At 62.6% G+C, this 18,000-nt stretch carries 16 protein-coding genes and 1 pseudogene; 4 read left to right on the top strand and 13 right to left on the bottom strand.

What is annotated here, in order from left to right:
- Positions 1 to 45: 45 nt before the first annotated feature.
- Both carB and carA read right to left on the bottom strand, forming a co-directional pair.
- Entirely contained in the window at positions 46 to 3,276 is a 3,231-nt protein-coding gene (gene carB / locus HHL21_RS12725) for a carbamoyl-phosphate synthase large subunit (RefSeq protein WP_169466341.1), read from the bottom strand.
- The gene (carA, locus tag HHL21_RS12720) at positions 3,269 to 4,459 is read right to left on the bottom strand and encodes a glutamine-hydrolyzing carbamoyl-phosphate synthase small subunit (RefSeq protein WP_169466334.1); all 1,191 of its coding nucleotides are present in this window, start codon (positions 4,457 to 4,459) and stop codon (positions 3,269 to 3,271) included. Before carA ends, carB begins: the two co-directional genes overlap by 8 nt.
- A 285-nt stretch (positions 4,460 to 4,744) precedes the next feature.
- Here carA and HHL21_RS12715 point away from each other — a divergent pair, with 285 nt between their 5' ends.
- The gene (locus HHL21_RS12715; RefSeq protein WP_169466332.1) at positions 4,745 to 5,164 is read left to right on the top strand and encodes a hypothetical protein; all 420 of its coding nucleotides are present in this window, start codon (positions 4,745 to 4,747) and stop codon (positions 5,162 to 5,164) included.
- Positions 5,165 to 5,235: 71 nt separating this feature from the next.
- On the opposite strand, the gene HHL21_RS12710 is transcribed toward HHL21_RS12715, so the two are convergent.
- On the bottom strand, positions 5,236 to 5,643 hold the full coding sequence (locus HHL21_RS12710; protein WP_169466331.1) for a GlcG/HbpS family heme-binding protein: 408 nt from the start codon (positions 5,641 to 5,643) through the stop codon (positions 5,236 to 5,238).
- 80 nt (positions 5,644 to 5,723) lie between these two features.
- Positions 5,724 to 6,641 (bottom strand): patatin-like phospholipase family protein, encoded by a 918-nt coding sequence (locus HHL21_RS12705; protein WP_169466330.1) that lies wholly within the window; start codon positions 6,639 to 6,641, stop codon positions 5,724 to 5,726.
- Between the two features lie 141 nt (positions 6,642 to 6,782).
- Between HHL21_RS12705 and HHL21_RS12700 the strand changes: the two genes are divergently transcribed.
- Entirely contained in the window at positions 6,783 to 7,373 is a 591-nt protein-coding gene (locus HHL21_RS12700; RefSeq protein WP_169466329.1) for a DUF7010 family protein, read from the top strand.
- Here the strand turns inward: HHL21_RS12700 and phoR are convergent.
- The 7 genes from phoR to pstS form a co-directional block, all read right to left on the bottom strand.
- Positions 7,370 to 8,656 (bottom strand): phosphate regulon sensor histidine kinase PhoR, encoded by a 1,287-nt coding sequence (gene phoR, locus HHL21_RS12695; RefSeq protein ID WP_169466328.1) that lies wholly within the window; start codon positions 8,654 to 8,656, stop codon positions 7,370 to 7,372. The two genes, HHL21_RS12700 and phoR, sit on opposite strands and share 4 nt — an antisense overlap.
- Before the next feature lie 3 nt (positions 8,657 to 8,659).
- Complete coding sequence (locus tag HHL21_RS12690) at positions 8,660 to 9,349, bottom strand: response regulator (RefSeq protein ID WP_169466327.1); 690 nt, start codon at positions 9,347 to 9,349, stop codon at positions 8,660 to 8,662.
- Between the two features lie 7 nt (positions 9,350 to 9,356).
- Positions 9,357 to 10,061, bottom strand: coding sequence for a phosphate signaling complex protein PhoU (gene phoU / locus HHL21_RS12685; protein ID WP_169466326.1), 705 nt, complete (start codon positions 10,059 to 10,061; stop codon positions 9,357 to 9,359).
- 41 nt (positions 10,062 to 10,102) lie between these two features.
- Positions 10,103 to 10,900 (bottom strand): phosphate ABC transporter ATP-binding protein PstB, encoded by a 798-nt coding sequence (gene pstB / locus HHL21_RS12680; protein ID WP_169466325.1) that lies wholly within the window; start codon positions 10,898 to 10,900, stop codon positions 10,103 to 10,105.
- A gap of 8 nt (positions 10,901 to 10,908) precedes the next feature.
- A complete protein-coding gene (gene pstA, locus HHL21_RS12675; protein WP_169466323.1) occupies positions 10,909 to 11,763 on the bottom strand; it encodes a phosphate ABC transporter permease PstA in 855 nt (284 codons plus the stop codon).
- Positions 11,760 to 12,752 (bottom strand): phosphate ABC transporter permease subunit PstC, encoded by a 993-nt coding sequence (pstC, locus tag HHL21_RS12670; RefSeq protein ID WP_206085760.1) that lies wholly within the window; start codon positions 12,750 to 12,752, stop codon positions 11,760 to 11,762. Before pstC ends, pstA begins: the two co-directional genes overlap by 4 nt.
- Before the next feature lie 159 nt (positions 12,753 to 12,911).
- A complete protein-coding gene (gene pstS / locus HHL21_RS12665) occupies positions 12,912 to 13,949 on the bottom strand; it encodes a phosphate ABC transporter substrate-binding protein PstS (RefSeq protein ID WP_370659720.1) in 1,038 nt (345 codons plus the stop codon).
- A gap of 234 nt (positions 13,950 to 14,183) precedes the next feature.
- On the opposite strand from pstS, the gene ppk1 reads away from it, so the two are divergent.
- On the top strand, positions 14,184 to 16,268 hold the full coding sequence (gene ppk1, locus HHL21_RS12660; protein WP_169466317.1) for a polyphosphate kinase 1: 2,085 nt from the start codon (positions 14,184 to 14,186) through the stop codon (positions 16,266 to 16,268).
- 44 nt (positions 16,269 to 16,312) lie between these two features.
- Complete coding sequence (gene sixA / locus HHL21_RS12655; protein ID WP_169466315.1) at positions 16,313 to 16,780, top strand: phosphohistidine phosphatase SixA; 468 nt, start codon at positions 16,313 to 16,315, stop codon at positions 16,778 to 16,780.
- 292 nt (positions 16,781 to 17,072) lie between these two features.
- Here sixA and HHL21_RS22270 read toward each other — a convergent pair whose 3' ends face one another.
- The gene (locus tag HHL21_RS22270) at positions 17,073 to 17,387 is read right to left on the bottom strand and encodes a type I glutamate--ammonia ligase (RefSeq protein ID WP_441295189.1); all 315 of its coding nucleotides are present in this window, start codon (positions 17,385 to 17,387) and stop codon (positions 17,073 to 17,075) included.
- Positions 17,388 to 17,501: 114 nt separating this feature from the next.
- Positions 17,502 to 17,619: pseudogene (locus HHL21_RS22265) on the bottom strand (hypothetical protein); the annotation flags it as partial.
- Positions 17,620 to 18,000 lie beyond the last annotated feature (381 nt).

Raw genomic sequence — 18,000 nt, 5'->3', positions numbered from 1 at the left:
GACAAAAGCCTCACGAGCCCTGTGGTTAGTGGTACTGCTTGCTGCTTAGTTTAAGGTTTTATGCAGGCCTTGTAAATCGTACACGCGCAACTCGTCGAGATGACGCATGCCTTCGACCGCAGCCTCCGCACCCGCTATTGTAGTGTATGTCGTCACGCCAGCCGCCAAAGCCGAAATACGGATCGCGCGCGAGTCGACAATCGCACTGCGCTTCTCTTCGACCGTGTTGATCACCAGCGAGATCTCGTGGTTCTTGATGATGTCCACAACGTGCGGACGGCCTTCGATCACCTTGTTGACCGCCTGGCACGGAATGCCTGCGGTGTTGATGACCGCCGCGGTGCCCTTGGTCGCCACGATCTGGAAGCCCATCTCATGCAGGTCGCGCGCCACTTTGACAGCGCGCGGCTTGTCGGACGATTTCACCGACAGGAAGACCTTGCCCGATTCCGGCAGCTTGACGCCGGCGCCCATCTGCGACTTCACGAACGCTTCGCCGAAGGTCATGCCCACGCCCATGACTTCACCGGTCGACTTCATCTCAGGTCCGAGGATGGTGTCGACACCCGGGAACTTCACGAACGGGAACACGGCTTCCTTGACGCTGAAGTATGGCGGGATCACTTCCTTCGTGATGCCCTGTGATTCCAGCGTCTGGCCGACCATGCAGCGCGCCGCGATCTTCGCCAGCTGCAGCCCGGTCGCCTTCGACACGAACGGCACCGTGCGCGATGCGCGCGGGTTCACTTCGAGCACGTATACCGTATCGCGCATTTCGCCGTCGCGTTCCTGCTTCTGGATCGCGAACTGCACGTTCATCAGGCCGACCACGTTCAGGCCCTTGGCCATCAGCGAGGTCTGGCGCTTCAGTTCATCGATGGTCTCCTGCGACAGCGAGTACGGCGGCAGCGAGCATGCCGAGTCGCCCGAGTGGACGCCGGCCTGCTCGATGTGCTCCATCACGCCGCCGATGAAGGTGGTGACGCCGTCGGAGATGCAGTCGACGTCGCATTCGATCGCGTCGTTCAGGAAGCGGTCCAGCAGCACCGGCGAATCGTGCGACACCTTGACCGCTTCGCGCATGTAGCGCTCGAGGTCGCGCTGCTCGTGGACGATTTCCATCGCGCGTCCGCCCAGCACGTACGAAGGACGCACTACCAGCGGGTAGCCGATTTCCTGCGCCAGCGCCAGGGCTTCGGTTTCGGTACGCGCGGTGCGGTTAGGCGGCTGGCGCAGGCCGAGCGTCTGCAGCATCTGCTGGAAGCGCTCGCGGTCTTCGGCCGCGTCGATCATGTCCGGCGAGGTGCCGATGATCGGAACGCCGTTCGCTTCCAGGTCGAGCGCCAGCTTCAACGGGGTCTGGCCGCCGTACTGCACGATCACGCCGACCGGTTTTTCCAGCGCGACGATTTCCAGCACGTCTTCCAAGGTCAGCGATTCGAAGTACAGGCGGTCGGAGGTGTCGTAGTCGGTCGACACGGTCTCCGGATTACAGTTGACCATGATGGTCTCGTAGCCGTCTTCGCGCATCGCCAGCGCCGCGTGGACGCAGCAGTAATCGAATTCGATACCCTGGCCGATACGGTTCGGGCCACCGCCCAGCACCATGATTTTCTTCTTGTCAGTCGGGTTCGACTCGCACTCTTCGTCGTAGGTCGAATACATGTACGCGGTGTTGGTCGAGAACTCGGCCGCGCAGGTATCGACGCGCTTGTACACCGGACGGATGCCGAGCGCATGGCGCTTCTCGCGCACCACTTTGTCGGTGGTCTGCAGCAGGAACGCCAGGCGGCGGTCCGAGAAGCCCTTTTGCTTCAGCTTGTACAGCAGCGGCTTGTCGAGGTTCTCGAGTTTCTGCGTATCGAGCCACAGTTCGATGTCGACGATTTCCTTGATCTGGATAAGGAACCACGGATCGATGCGGGTCAGCTGGTGCACTTCTTCCAGCGTGAAGCCCTGCGCGAACGCGTCGCCCACGTACCAGATGCGGTCCGGTCCTGGCTCGCCCAGTTCTTCCTCGATCTTCTCGCGGTCCTTGGTCTTCTCGTTCAGGCCATCGACGCCCACTTCAAGGCCGCGCAGCGCCTTCTGGAACGACTCCTGGAAAGTACGGCCGATCGCCATCACCTCGCCCACCGATTTCATCTGGGTGGTCAGGTGCTGGTCGGCTGCCGGGAACTTCTCGAACGTGAAGCGCGGGATCTTGACGACGACATAGTCGATCGACGGCTCGAACGATGCCGGGGTCGCGCCGCCGGTGATCTCGTTGCGCAGCTCGTCGAGGGTGAAGCCGACTGCCAGCTTGGCCGCCACTTTGGCGATCGGGAAGCCGGTCGCTTTCGACGCCAGTGCCGACGAACGCGACACGCGCGGATTCATCTCGATGACGATCATGCGGCCGTCTTCCGGGTTGATCGAGAACTGGACGTTGGAGCCGCCGGTGTCGACGCCGATCTCGCGCAGCACTGCCAGCGAGGCATTGCGCATGATCTGGTATTCCTTGTCCGTCAGCGTCTGTGCAGGCGCCACGGTGATCGAGTCGCCGGTATGCACGCCCATCGGGTCGAGGTTTTCGATCGAGCAGATGATGATGCAGTTGTCCGCCTTGTCGCGCACCACTTCCATCTCGTACTCTTTCCAGCCGATGAGGGACTCTTCGATCAGCAGTTCCTTGGTCGGCGACGCTTCCAGGCCGCGCTTGCAGATGGTCTCGAATTCTTCTTCGTTGTAGGCGATGCCGCCGCCGGTGCCGCCCATGGTGAACGACGGACGGATGATGGTCGGGAAGCCCAGCTCGCGCTGAACGGTCCACGCTTCATCCATCGAATGCGCCACGCCCGAACGCGCCGAACCGAGGCCGATCTTGGTCATTGCTTCCTTGAACTTGGAGCGGTCCTCGGCCTTGTCGATCGCCTCGGGCGTCGCGCCGATCAGCTCGACGTTGTACTGCGCAAGCACGCCGTGGCGGTGCAGGTCGAGCGCGCAGTTCAGCGCGGTCTGGCCGCCCATGGTCGGCAGGATCGCGTCAGGACGTTCCTTGGCGATGATGCGCTCGACGACTTTCCACGTGATCGGCTCGATGTAGGTGACATCGGCCATCTCAGGATCGGTCATGATGGTCGCAGGGTTGCTGTTGACGAGGATGACTTTGTAGCCCTCTTCGCGCAGCGCCTTGCACGCCTGTGCTCCGGAATAATCGAACTCGCAAGCCTGGCCGATGATGATCGGGCCCGCGCCAATGATCAGAATACTTTTAATGTCACTACGCTTAGGCATCTACTTTTTCCCCTGCATTTATTTTTTTCCCGCCCGCTTGCATCAGGCTGATGAAGCGGTCAAACAGGTAACTTACGTCGTTCGGTCCAGGCGATGCTTCAGGGTGGCCCTGGAAGCAGAACGCCGGCTTGTCGGTACGGGCGAAGCCCTGCAGCGAACCGTCGAACAGCGACACGTGCGTGACGCGGCAATTGGCCGGCAAGGTGGCCGCATCGACCGCGAAGCCGTGGTTTTGCGAGGTGATCATCACCTTCTTCGAATCGAGGTCCTGCACCGGATGGTTGGCGCCGTGGTGGCCGAATTTCATCTTCATGGTCTTGGCGCCGGAAGCGAGCGCCATGATCTGGTGGCCGAGGCAGATGCCGAAGGTCGGGATGCCGCGCTCGATCAGCTCTTTCGAGGCTGCGATCGCGTAATCGCACGGCTCCGGGTCGCCCGGGCCGTTGGCCAGGAAGATGCCGTCCGGGTTCAGCGCCAGCGCGTCGGCGGCGGTGGCCTGTGCCGGCAGTACCGTCACCTTGCAGCCGCGCTGCGTCAGCATGCGCAGGATGTTCTTCTTGACGCCGTAGTCGAAGGCGACCACGTGGAACTTGGGATCGGTCAGCTTGCCGTAGCCTTCGCCCAGGGTCCATTCGGTTTCGGTGAACGCGTAGGCTTTCGGGGTCGAGACCACCTTGGCCAGGTCCATGCCGGCCAGGCCAGGGAAGGAACGCGCCAGCTCCAGCGCCTGCGACTCTTTCGGCTCCACGCCCTGGTTACCGACCAGGATCGCACCTCCCTGCGCGCCTTTTTCGCGCAGGATGCGCGTCAGCTTGCGGGTGTCGATGCCGGCGATGGCGACGATGCCTTCGGCCTTCAGGTAATCGGACAGCGATTGGGTAGAACGGAAATTCGAGGCCATCAGCGGCAGGTCGCGGATGATCAGGCCGGCGGCGTGAACCTTGGTCGCCTCGACGTCTTCGAGGTTGACGCCGGTATTTCCGATGTGCGGATAAGTCAGGGTGACGATCTGGCGCGAATAGCTAGGATCGGTGAGGATTTCCTGGTAACCGGTCATCGCGGTATTGAAGACCACTTCTCCGGTCGTATGGCCGGCGGCGCCAATGGAAAAACCTTTAAATATTGTCCCGTCTGCGAGGGCCAGGATGGCTGGAACGGCGGGGCCAGAAAAAAATGGCGGCAAGGGCAACTCCTGATAAAGTTACCGTAGCTGCGCCACGTCAGACCGACGACCCTGCGATCCCGAGCATCTCAGCTCGAGGGATTGGGTCAATTGAATGAGGGATGTGTGGGTAGTCGCTACGGTAGGTGTAATGAATGGCTAAACCTCCGAATTATAGCGCAAACGGCCTCGCTCGGCAATCGCCGGCGGCCCGATTGATGCCGAATTTTTCCGGCGCTGGACAGCAGCACCGCGCTTCTCTACATTAGCGCACTTGGCGCTAAGCGCAACTCTTTCAGGAAAACAATGGCGACAACAGTTTTTGGCATGGACACGCCGATGGAGCGTCCCGCTGCGGGCGGGCGCGCGGGCGTGTTTGTACCGGGTCCCGACGCCAGCGAAGCGGTGCGGGCGGCGATGAAGAATGGATCCGGGCTGTGCGGCTTCGGCAACCTCGACGGCACCGTCATGATCTACTTCGAGAACAACAAGTTCAACGACGCCGGGCTGCACAAGTGGGAGAACAAGGTCTACAAGGCGTACGACCGGATGGTCAACCTGGCGCCCACGGTGAACAAGCTCAACTGTGACGCCGCCAGCCTGATCCAGGTCGGTTTCGTCAAGGGGCGCGAAATCCTGGTCACCGACATGGCTGCGCTGAAAGACTGGCTGACCCGCTGCAACGCCGCCGACACCGCGCCGGAAAACGCCGAAATCCACGACTAGGCGCGCGTTTTCGCTCGCCAGATTCGGGGTCCGTCCCCGGGGACGGACCCCGATTGAGAATGCAATATTTGCTAGGCGGTCAGCGCGGCGAGGCCGGCTTTGGCGACCTGGGCGTCTTCCGGGGATTTCACGCCGGATACGCCGACCGCGCCGATGACGTGCCCGTCAACGACCACCGGCACGCCGCCCTCGAGCATGCCTTCGCTGAACGGGGCGCTGCCGAAGGCGGTGCGGCCGTTGTTGATCATGTCTTCGTAGCCCTTGGTGTCGCGCCGCCCCAGCGCCGCGACCTTCGCCTTGGCCGGCGCAATGTGCGACGACAGCGGCGCGGCGCCGTCCAGCCGCTGCAGCCACAGCAGGTGACCGCCGTCGTCCACGATGGCGATCGTTACCGCCCAGTTGTGCGCGACCGCTTCCGCTTCCGCGGCAGCCGCCATTTTCTTCACGTCGGCGAGGGTCAGGTAGGGCTTCGATTGCATAATGCGGTCCTTGTTATATTGTAAGTGCGCCGATTTTAAGGCTGGCGCCCTGCCCTGCGATACGCATTGCCGTAGAGCGGCTATGGCTGCTGCCTGGCCTTGAGCTTGGCCTTGATCTGTGGCATCACCGCCGCGGCGGCCTGTTCGCCGGCAAGGATCGCCAGGTTGCGGCCGTTGAAGTCGGCCCCGCCCATCTTGCCGAGCGCCGGCTGGATCACGATGTCCGCGTCCTTGAGCTCGTAGTGGTTCAGGCGCTGGCCCATGATCGTGAAGGTCTGCATCAGCACGTCGAGCGAGCTGACCGTCGCCTGCACGTCGGTCTGCGTCGAGATGTTGACCGCGATGATGAAGTCCGCACCCATCTCGCGCACGAAGCGCACCGGCACCGGCGCGACCAGCCCGCCGTCGACGAAGGAGCGCGTGCCGATCTTTACCGGCTGGAATACGCTCGGCACCGCCGACGAGGCGCGCACGGCTTGTCCGGTATTTCCGCGCTGGAACAGGATTGGCTCACCGTTCTTCAGGTCGGTCGCGACCGCACCGAAGCGCAGCTTGAGCTTTTCCATCGGCTGGTTCTTGACCGCCTTGTTGACGTAGTTCTGCAGCGCTGCGCCTTTCAGCACGCCGGTCGACGAGCCGAACAGCGGCAGCGCCCAGTCCGAAATCGTCGCTTCGTCCATTTCCATGGCTGTCTTCTGCAGCTCGAAACCGCCCAGCCCGGACGCGTACAGCGCGCCGACCACGCTGCCGGCGCTGGTGCCGACCACGATTTCCGGATGGATCCCCTGCGCTTCCAGCGCCTTGATGACGCCGATGTGGGCGAAACCGCGCGCGGCGCCGCCGCCCAGGGCGAGGCCGATCCTGATTTTCTTGGGAGCGAGGACGACTACCGGCGGCGGCACGATGGCCGCAGCTTGCTGGACCGGCGCCGGCGGCGTGCTGCCGCAACCGGCCAGGATCAGTGCGAGGGTAATCAGGGAGCTGCGATTGGAATACATATGTGGGTAGGAAAGAACAGAGACTGCGATTGTAACTGTTCTGGGCGGCTGGGGCGACCGGCCAATGGGCGTCTAAGTTATTGCAAAGGCAACATCCCGATGGCAAAATGGCCCCCACTCCCACGACGCGCGGCCAAGCCCATGAAACCTGCCCCATTCAGCACGACACCGATCACGATCGCCGATGCCCAGCAAGACATGCGCAGCGCGTATTACAGCGGCGCTCCCGGCATCATGAGCTCGGCGCTGGTGTGGTTCACCGCCGGCATGGTCGCCTTGCACCTGTCGGCTGCGCAAGCCGTGTGGACCTTACTGATCGGCGGAATGTTCATTCATCCGGCTGCGGTAGTATTCAACAAGATGCTGGGACGCAGCGGCAAGCACAATCCATCGAACCCGCTCGGTGCGCTCGGCATGGCCTCGACGTTCTGGATGATCATGTGCCTGCTGCTGGCCTATGGCGTGTCGATGATGCGGATCGAGTGGTTCTTCCCGGCCGTGCTGTTGATTATCGGCGGGCGCTACCTGACGTTCTCAACCTTGTACGGGATGCGCATCTACTGGGCCTGCGGCGCCGCGCTTGCCCTGGCCGCGTATCCGCTTGCTGTCTACGGCGCCTCGCCGGCCACCGGCGCATTCGCCGGTGCCGGCATCGAGGCGGCGTTTGCCGTCGCGGTGTTCCTGATGTCCGGCCGTACAACCCGAGGCGCTGCAGGCGCCGCCGGCACCTAAGCCTTGGTCCCCGGCAGCGACACGATAAAGCTGCTGCCCTTGCCCGGCTCCGACTTGATCGACAAGGTGCCGCCATGGCGCAGCAGCACGTGCTTGACGATCGCCAGCCCCAGCCCGGTACCCTGGGTCTCGCGCGAGCGGCTCTTGTCGACGCGGTAGAATCGCTCGGTCAGCCGCGAGATATGCTGCTGGTCGATGCCGATGCCGGTGTCGGTCACGGCAAACTGCGGCCCGCCGCCGTTATTGGTCCACGAAATATGGATGCGGCCGCCTTCCGGCGTGTAGCGCACCGCATTCGACGCCAGGTTGCCGAACGCCGAGCGCAGTTCTTCCGCGCTGCCCATGACATCCGGCCCGTCCACGCTGGTGCTGACCTGGTGCTTGCCGCCCGACAGCGCGCGCGCTTCCTGGGCGACTTCTTCGATCAGCGCCTTGACGTCAACCTGCTCGCTGCGCAGCGGGTAATCGATCGATTCCAGCCGCGACAAGGTCAGCATGTCCTCGATCAGCCGCTGCATGCGGTGCGCCTGGTCGGTCATCAGCTTCAGGTGGGCCTCGCGGGTGGCCGGATCGAGCGCCGTGCCGCTCGAGGCGATTTCCAGGAAGCCGACAATCACCGTCAACGGCGTGCGCAGTTCGTGCGAGGCGTTGGCGATGAAGTCGCGCCGCATCTCTTCGATGCGGTCGGTCTCGGTGGCGTCGTGCGTCACCAGGATCTGGCGCCGGTTCTCGAACGGGATGATCTGGACGATCAGCTTGCGGTCGCGCAGGCTGAGCGTCAGCGGCTGGTCGTAGCGCCCAAGGATGATGTAGTCGATGAAGTCGGGATGGCGGATCAGGTTGGTCACCCGCATTCCCTTGTCGCGCTCCAGCGTCAGCCCGAGGTGCTTCTCGGCGGCCGGATTGCACCATTCCAGGAACAGCACATCGTCCATGATGGCCACGCCGTCGGGCAGCAGGTGCATGGCCTGGCGGAAGCGCGCCAGCCATTCGGTCAGGTCGGCCTGGTGGCGCTCGTCGTCGCGGCGCAGCCGGTACAGGCGTGAAAAGATCTCGGTCCACGAGCCCCACCCGTCCGGCAGTTTCGAGCTGTGCGGGTCCTCCAGCCACACGCCCAGCTGGCTGAGGTAGGACAGCTGGATGAACAGCAGCGCCATCACGGCGATCAGCGCAACGGCCAGGCCGTACACCGGGCCGAACAACCACCAGACGATGCTGGCGCCGGCCAGGATGAAGATCATGCGCAGCAGCGCAGGGATCCAGAACAGCAGGTTTGGATTCATTCGCTATTTTTCGGAGAACATGTATCCGACGCTGCGGACGGTCTTGATCAGGTGTTCCGACTCCTTCAGGGCCTTGCGCAGCCGCAGCACATGGACGTCGACGGTGCGCTCTTCGATGGCGACGTGGTCGCCCCATACCTTGTCGAGCAGCTGGCTGCGCGAGAACACCCGTTCACGGTGCGCCATCAGGAACTTCAGCAGCTTGAATTCGGCATGGCCGATGTCGATTTTCTGCTTGGCGATTTCCACCGTGAAGCTGGCCGGATCGAGCGTGACGGCGCCGGCGGTCATGGTTTCCTGCGCATGCTCGGGACTCTTGCGGCGCAGCAGCGCGCGCGCGCGGGCCAGCAGCTCTTTCGGCGAGAACGGCTTGGTGACGTAGTCGTCGGCGCCGGTGTCGAGGCCGGCCAGCTTGTCTTCTTCCATGCTCTTGGCGGTCAGCATGATCACCGGGATATCCTTGAAGTCGCGGTCCGAACGGATTCGCGACAGCAGGCGCAGGCCGGTCTGGTCGGGCAACATCCAGTCGAGGAAAATCAGCTGCGGCGTGCGGTGCTGGATGAATTCCCAGGCCGCCGCGCAGTTTTGCACCGAACACACGTTCCAGCCGGTTTCGCGCATCGAAAATGTGACCAGTTCGATGATCGCCGGCTCGTCTTCTACAATCAGTACAGTGGTTTTATCGGCTGCCATCAGGGTGTCACGCAGTGTGGTCGGGGCTTGGCGCGGCTGGCTTGGTGTGGCGGATGTCCTTGCCCTCGACCACGTAAATCACGTATTCGGCGATGTTCTTGGCGTGGTCGCCGATCCGTTCGATGGCCTTGGCCACCCACAGGGTGTCGAGCGCGGACGAGATCGTGCGCGGGTCTTCCATCATGAAGGTGATCAGGTTGCGCATGATCGAGCGGAACTCGTGGTCGATCACTTCATCTTGGGCGATCAGCTGCAGCGCCTGCTTGCCGTCGAGGCGCGCGAAGGCGTCCAGCGCATCGTGCAGCAGGTCGCCGGTGGCGGTGGCGATGGTGCGGATCATGTCGTAGTGGTTCAGCGCAATGGCGCCGCGCGCGTGCAGGCTCTTCGAGGTGCGCGCGATCTTGGCCGCTTCGTCGCCGATGCGCTCGAGGTCGGTGATGACCTTGATCGTCGCCATCACCGTGCGCAGGTCGTTGGCGGTCGGCTGGCGCCGCACGATCAGGTGGCTGCAGGCGTCGTCGAGCGACACTTCGAGCTGGTTGACCGTGTTGTCTTCCGCGATCACGTGGTCGGCGCGTTCGACATTGCTTACCCGGAAGCAGTTCATTGCTTCCTGGAACTGGGTTTCCACGATGCCGCCCATCAGCAATACCTTGGAGCGGATGGTTTCAAGTTCGTGGTCGTACTGTTTGGATGAATGCTCGCCAATCATGCTGCTCTCCGTCTTCTGTTTTTATGTGGGATCGATGCGGATTAACCGAAACGCCCGGTGATGTAGTCCTGCGTCTCTTTGCGCGCCGGGTTCATGAATATCTGGTCCGTTTCGCCGAATTCCATCAACTCGCCAAGATACATGTACGCAGTGTAGTCGGAGCAACGGGCTGCCTGTTGCATATTGTGGGTCACGATGGTGATCGTGTAGTCCTGCTTCAGTTCGCTGATCAGTTCCTCGACCTTGGCGGTCGAGATCGGATCCAGCGCCGAGGTCGGCTCATCGAGCAGCAGCACGTCAGGCTTGACGGCAATGCAGCGCGCAATGCACAGGCGCTGCTGCTGGCCGCCCGACAGCGACAGGCCGCTCTTGCTCAGCTTGTCCTTGACCTCGCCCCACAGCGCGGCCTTCTTCAGCGCCGCTTCGACGCGCTCGTCCATTTCCCCCTTGGACAGGTCTTCATACAGGCGCACGCCGAAGGCAATGTTTTCGTACACCGACATCGGGAACGGCGTCGGCTTCTGGAATACCATGCCGACCTTGGCGCGCAGCATGTTGACGTCCTGGTCCGGGTCGAGGATGTTCTTGCCGCGGTACATGATCTGGCCTTCGGCGCGCTGGCCCGGATACAGGTCGTACATGCGGTTAAGCGTGCGCAGCAGGGTCGACTTGCCGCAGCCGGACGGGCCAATGAAAGCAGTTACCTGCTTTTCATGGATGTCCAGGCTGACATTGGTCAGGCTCTGCGTCTTCCCGTAAAAGAAGTTCAGGCCAGAAATCTCGATGGTTTTGTTTTTCGGCGTCACGGTCGGAATCGGAGTTGGAATTGGGCTGTTCATATCGTTTTTTAATTTGGAGTTTTCTGGCTGAACACGGTGCGCGACAGGATGTTCAGGAACAGCACGCTGAACGTCACGATCAGTGCGCCACCCCATGCAAGGGCGCGCCAGTCATCATACGGGCTCATCGCGAACTGGTAGATCACCACCGGCAGGTTCGCCAGCGGCGCGTTCATGTCGGTGCTGAAGAACTGGTTGTTCAGCGCGGTGAACAGCAGCGGCGCGGTCTCGCCCGAAATGCGGGCCAGCGCCAGCAGCACGCCGGTGATCACGCCGGCCTTGACGGCGCGCAGGCGCACCATCGTGGCGACTTTCCAGCGCGGGGCGCCGAGCGCAAAGGCGGCTTCCAGCAGGTTGTTCGGCACCAGGCGCAGCATGTTGTCGGTCGTGCGCACCACCACCGGCACCGCGATCAGGGACAGCGCGATGGTGCCCGCGTAGCCGGAGAAGTGCTTGGCGTTGGCGACGTAGATCGCGTACACGAACAGGCCGATGACGATCGATGGCGCCGACAGCATGATGTCGGTAACGAAGCGGGTCACCTGGGCGAACCAGTTCTTGTCGCCATACTCGGCCAGGTAGATGCCGGCCAGGATGCCGATCGGCGTGCTGATCGCCGTTGACAGGCCGACCATCATGATACTGCCGATGATGGCGTTGCGCAGCCCGCCGCCGACGCTGTTGGGCGCAGGGGTGTCGGCGGTAAACAGGTGGAGCGACAGCGCGCCGAATCCGTTGACCAGCAGGGTCCACAGGATCCACGCCAGCGCCAGCAGCCCGATTGACATCGAAATGACGGACAGCACGATGCCGATGCGGTGCACGTGAAGGCGTTTGCGATAGACAGGATTCATGGCGGTCATTTCACGCCCTCCTTGCGGGACATTCCGGCAAGCATGATCTTGGCGGCGGACAGGACGATAAAGGTGATGATGAAGAGGATCAGGGCCAGCGCGAACAGCGACGACACATGGAGTGGCGAGGCCGCTTCGGCGAATTCATTGGCCAGGGTCGAGGAAATACTGTTACCGGCGGAGAAGAGCGACCACGACAGCGAGTGCGCGTTGCCGATCACGAAGGTCACCGCCATGGTTTCGCCCAGTGCACGGCCGAGGCCAAGCATCACACCGCCGACGACACCGGTCTTAGTGTAAGGCAGCACCACTTTGCGTACCACTTCCCACTGGGTACAGCCGAGGCCGTACGCGGACTCCTTCAGCACCGCAGGAACGATTTCGAACACGTCGCGCATGACCGACGCGATGAACGGAATGATCATCACGGCCAGGATCAGGCCGGCGGTCAGGATGCCGATGCCCATCGTCGGGCCGCTGAACACGTGTCCGATAACAGGCAACTGGCCCAGCGTGCTTTTCAGCAGCGGCTGGACGTGGTCGGCGAACAGCGGCGCGAACACGAACAGGCCCCACATGCCGTAGATAATCGACGGCACGCCGGCCAGCAGCTCGACGGCGGTGCCGAGCGGACGGCGCAGCCAGACGGGACAGATCTCGGTGAGGAACAGGGCAATGCCGAAGCTGACCGGAAACGCGATCAGCAAGGCGATGAAGGACGTGGCGAGGGTGCCGACGATGGCGATCATGGCGCCGAATTTATCGTTGACCGGGTCCCATTCGACAGTGGTAACGAAAGAAGCGCCGAATTCGTCGAAAGCCGGCGCGGCGCCGATGATCAGCGATACGATGATGCCGATCAGTGCTAGCAGCACGGAGGCTGCGAAGGTAAGTGTTACTTTGTGGAAGATGAAATCCTGGAAGCGCTGCTTGCGCATGGTGGAATGCATCGCCGCTGCGCTGCGTTCCTGCGCCGCACTTCCCTGCACATCCGTCATCGCTACGGGTGGGTGTACGCTCATGGTATGTTTTTTGTATTAACCGTGCCTCTGGCGGGCTTAGGTTGGGTAAATCGAAATTACGCTTGCGCCCCGCAGGGCGGATAAGCCGGAGGCGCCGAGCCTTGGCCTATCCGCCCTGCGGGGCGGTACTCCTGATTACCAGGCAGCCTTGCCCGACGCATCCTTCAGGTTTGCTTTCCAGGCGTCATTCACCAGCTTGACGACCGATTCCGGCATCGGGACATAGTCCAGCGCCACCGCGGCCTTGTCGCCGTTCTTGAACGCCCACTCGAAGAACTTGAGTGCTTCCTTGCCCTTGGCGGCGTCAGCCTGGGCCTTGTGCATCAGGATGTACGACACACCGGTGATCGGCCAGCTGGCCTTGCCGCCCTGGTCGGTCAGCACGACGCCGAAACCAGGAGCCTTGGTCCATTCGGCCGATGCCGCCGCCGCCTTGAACGCTTCGTCGTCAGGCTGCAGGAACACGCCGTCCTTGTTCTTCAGCTGGGTGTGCGAAATCTTGTTCTTTTTCGCGAATGCCCACTCAACGTAGCCAATCGCGCCCTTGATACGCTGTACGTTGGCGGCGACGCCGTCGTTGCCCTTGCCGCCGACACCGGTGGCCCACTTGACCGTCGCGCCCGCGCCGATGGTGGTTTTGAAGTCAGGACTGGTCTTCGACAGGTAGTCGGTGAACAGGTAGGAGGTGCCGGAGCCATCCGCACGGTACACAACGGTGATGTCTTCCGCCGGCAGGGCCACGCCTGGGTTCAGCGCGGCGATTTGCGGCGCGTTCCACTTGGTGATCTTGCCGAGGTAGATGTCAGCCACAACCGGGCCGGTCAGCTTCAGCTGGCCTGGGGTGATGCCGGGCAGGTTGACGATGGTCACCACGCCGCCCATGACGGCCGGGAACTGGAACAGGCCGGCGCTATCGAGGTCCGCAGCGCCCAGCGGCATGTCCGACGCGCCGAAATCGACGGTCTTCGCCTTGATTTGCTTGATGCCGGCGCTGGAGCCGACCGACTGGTAATTCACGCTGTTGCCGGTGGCCTTCTTGTAATCTTCTGCCCACTTCGCGTACACAGGATAAGGGAAGGAGGCACCCGCGCCGGTCACGTCGGCAGCCATCGCCGTGGACATTGCCATCACTACAGTTGCGCCGGTAACCAGGGAAGCCAACATCTTATTCATTCGCATATCAAGTCCTTATAAGTGGAACTACGGGTGGAATGCTGCGCAGTGTACCGACCGAATATGACATGTTTATGACATTCAAAAAACTGCTGTACAACACGTTTTGTCGCTGCATGATACTCTGAAATTGTCACGAGTTTGATGTCACACAAACAATGCAAAGTCATCGGCTTGTCATATTTCCTAACCACACTATCGCGGGATAAGATCACTCATATTAGATAGAAAAACATGAAAACCGTTGCGCAAGCCGATGCGTCGAAGCACACCACGTTTCTCGACCGTGAACTGTCGCAGCTCACGTTTAACCGGCGTGTCCTGGCGCAGGCCGAAGATGCCGCGATTCCGCTGCTGGAGCGCCTGCGCTACCTCTGTATCGTCAGCAACAACCTCGATGAATTCTTCGAAGTACGGGTCGCCAGCCTGTTGGCCCAGGGAAACCCCGCCGAAAATCCCGCCCTCAACGCCACCCTCGCCCGCATCAGCCTCGAATGCCATGACCTGGTGCAGCACCAGTACGCCCTCCTGAACACGGAGGTTTTGCCTCAATTGCAGGACAAAGGCGTGCGGCTGGTGCGCCACACCGACCGCAACGAAGCGCAGCGCGCCTGGGTGAAAGAATATTTCGAACGCGAGGTGCGCCCGCTGCTCACCCCGATCGGCCTCGATCCGGCCCACCCGTTCCCCCAGGTCGTCAACAAGAGCCTGAATTTCATCATCGCGCTGACCGGCAAGGACGCGTTCGGACGCGGCACCGGCATCGCCATCGTCAAGGCGCCGCGCGTGCTGCCGCGCGTGATCCAGCTGCCGGACCACCTGTCGCGCAATGGCGGCACCTCGTTCTGCCTGCTGTCGTCGGTGATCCACTCGCACATCGAAGACCTGTTCCCGGGGCGCGAGGTGACCGCCTACTCGCAGTTCCGCGTCACCCGCGACTCCGACCTGTGGGTCGACGAGGAAGAGGTCAAGAACCTGCGCCAGGCGCTCAAGGGCGAGCTGCAGGGCCGCCAGTTCGGCACCTCGGTGCGGCTGGAGGTGGCCAAGAACTGCCCGCCGGAGCTGTCGCAGTTCCTGCTGAACCAGTTCAGCCTCGATCCCTCGCGCCTGTATGCGGTCGACGGCCCCGTCAACCTGGTGCGCCTGAACGAACTGATCGACCACGTCCCGATCCCCAGCCTGCGCTTCACGCCGTTCTTGCCGGGGCAGCTGCCCAAGCTGGCCGGGGCCGGCATCTTCGAGCAGCTGAAAAAGCATGAGATCCTGCTGCACCACCCGTTCCAGTCGTTCCAGCCGGTGGTCGACTTCATCTGCGCCGCCGCGCGCGACCCCGACGTGGTGGCGATCAAGCAGACCATTTACCGCACCGGCGCCCACTCCGAGCTGATGGAAGCGCTGGTGTCGGCCGCGCGCGCCGGCAAGGAAGTGACGGTGATCCTTGAGCTGATGGCGCGGTTCGACGAAGAGGCCAACATCAACTGGGCCGACAAGCTTGAAACCGCCGGCGCCCAGGTGGTGTACGGCGTGGTCGGCCTGAAGACCCATGCCAAGATCGCGCTGGCGATCCGGCGCGAGGACGGCGGCCTGAAGTTCTACGCGCACCTCGGCACCGGCAACTACCACCTGACCACCACCCGCCTGTACACCGACTTCGGCCTGCTGACCGCGCACCCGCAGGTCGGCGAAGAGGTCAACGAGGTATTCATCCACCTGACCAGCATGTCCAAGCCGCAGAAGCTGCGCCACCTGTGGCTGGCGCCGTTCACGCTGCAAAACGAGATCATCCGCGCGATCCGCAATGAAGCCCGCATCGCCCGCGCCGGCCGGCCGGGCCGCATCATCGCCAAGGTCAACGCGCTGGTCGACGAATCGGTGATCCGCGCACTGTATGCGGCCTCGCAGGACGGCGTAAAAATCGACCTGATCGTGCGCGGCGCCTGCATGCTGAACCCGGGCGTGCCGGGCTTGTCGGAGAATATCAAGGTACGTTCGATCATCGGGCGCTTCCTCGAGCACAGCCGCATCTACTACTTCCGCAACGACCTGGCGCACGACGTCTACCTGGCCAGCGCCGACTGGATGAGCCGCAACCTGTTCCGGCGCATCGAAGTCGCCTTCCCGGTGCTGGACAAGGCGCTCAAGCGGCGCGTCATCGCCGAGGGACTGAACCCCTACCTGAAGGACAACGCGAACGCCTGGGAGCTTGAGCCGGGCGGGCAATACCAGCGCCGCCGCGCGCGCAGCAAGCAGGCCAGCTTCTCGGCCCAGGACTACCTGATGAAACTGCTTGGCACGCCGACGGCCGGGCAAAGCGAATGACAAAGTGGTGAGCGACCCTGCGGCATAACAACATGGAGGATGGCATGGACCTGATCTTGTGGCGTCACGCGGAGGCAGCCGATCCCGAACCCGGGCAAGCCGACATGCAGCGCGCCCTGACCTCGAAGGGGCAGAAACAGGCGCGGCGCATGGCCGAATGGCTGACCTCGCAGCTGCCGGACAGCTGCAAGGTGCTGGTCAGCCCGGCGGTGCGCACGCTGCAAACGGTCGAGCCGCTCGGGCGCAAGTTCAGGGTCCAGCCGGAAATCGGACCGGGCGCCGATCCGCACGAGCTGCTGCGCGTGGCAAACTGGCCGAATGCGCGCGACCCGGTGCTGATCGTCGGCCACCAGCCGACCCTGGGCCAGGTCGCCGCGCTGCTGCTGTCGGGCGAACCGCAGTACTGGGAGATGAAGAAAGCCTGCGCCTGGTGGTTCGTGCAGCGCGAACCGAACGACCCAGCCAGCCTGTACCTGAAGGCGGCGATGGCGCCCGACCTGATTGTCAAATAGGCCCAGCCGCCCCTTGCAAAGACCCGGCCATCTGCTAAAGTTTAGGTGTATCAATTCTCAACGGGGAGGGGGCGCCGGAAACGACGTCGAATGATATGTTAAGCGTGCTCGTCATTGGTATTCTCGGCGGCATGGTCGGGCTGGTTATCTACGAACTGGTGGACGAGGTTCGTGGAGGCAAGCACGAACTGCACGATCGCTATCACGAATAGCACTTCGGCCTGGGTTACCCGGCCATATAAAAAAAGCGGCAAGGCCTTTTAGGCGCTTGCCGCTTTCGCGTTATGCAGGCTCAGACGTGCAGCAGCAGGTGCTCGCGCTCCCACGGACTGATCACCGTCATGAACTCCAGGTGTTCCTGCTCCTTGATCGCCGCGTACACGTCGACGAAGCGCGGCCCCAGCACTTCGGCCAGTTTGTCGTCGGCGCGCAGCATGCGCAGCGCCTCGGGCAGTCCCTGCGGCAGTTCAACATCCAGGTGCTGGGCGCTGCCGCCGGTCGCCTCGGTCGGATCGCGCTGTTCGGCCATGCCCAGGTAGCCGCACGCCAGCGTGACCGCAAAGGCGAGGTAGGGATTGGCGTCGGCCCCGATCACCCGGTTCTCGATGCGGCGGTCGGCCGGACGCGAGGTCGCCGTACAGGAAATCGATGCCCATCTGCGCTGCCCCGATCTCGTGGATCAGGGTGTCGACATCCAGCTGCATCAGGTCGCAATAATCGTAGATATCCTCGAACAAGGGGTCGAATTCGTTGACCGCGTCGATGCTGCAGATCTGGCGGCTGGTTTCGGCGCGGCCGCTGCGCCCGATCGGCGCCTTGAGCGGCTGGTTCGGGTCCATGTTCTTGGCGGTCAGGTAAAACTCCAGTTCCGGGCCGATGACGGCCGACCAGCCCTGCCCGGTCGGGTCAAGCGCCCACGGCACGATGGTGATCGTGGCCGGATCGGCCTTCAGGATCATGTCGCGGTCGGTGGCGGAAATGGCGCGCTCGTAGGCCGCGTCGCCGGTCGGGAAATTGCCGGTGACGGTCATGCCGAGCACGGCTTCGGGGATGCGCATGCCGCGCTCCTCGGTGAATTTGGTGCGCGGAAGAATCTTGCCGCGTGCGACACCAGTCAGGTCCGGCACCAGGCACTCGATCTCGGTGACCCGTTTCTCGTTGAGATACAGGTCCATATCAGCTATAGGTAAAATTCTGGCGCAGCACCATACATTCCTCCT

Origin of the sequence: Massilia polaris (assembly GCF_012927275.1) — a bacterium.
Taxonomy (GTDB): Bacteria; Pseudomonadota; Gammaproteobacteria; order Burkholderiales; family Burkholderiaceae_D; genus Telluria_A; species Telluria_A polaris.
The sequence above is the reverse complement of the archived record's forward strand: the minus strand, read 5'-3'. Positions and strand labels throughout refer to the sequence as shown.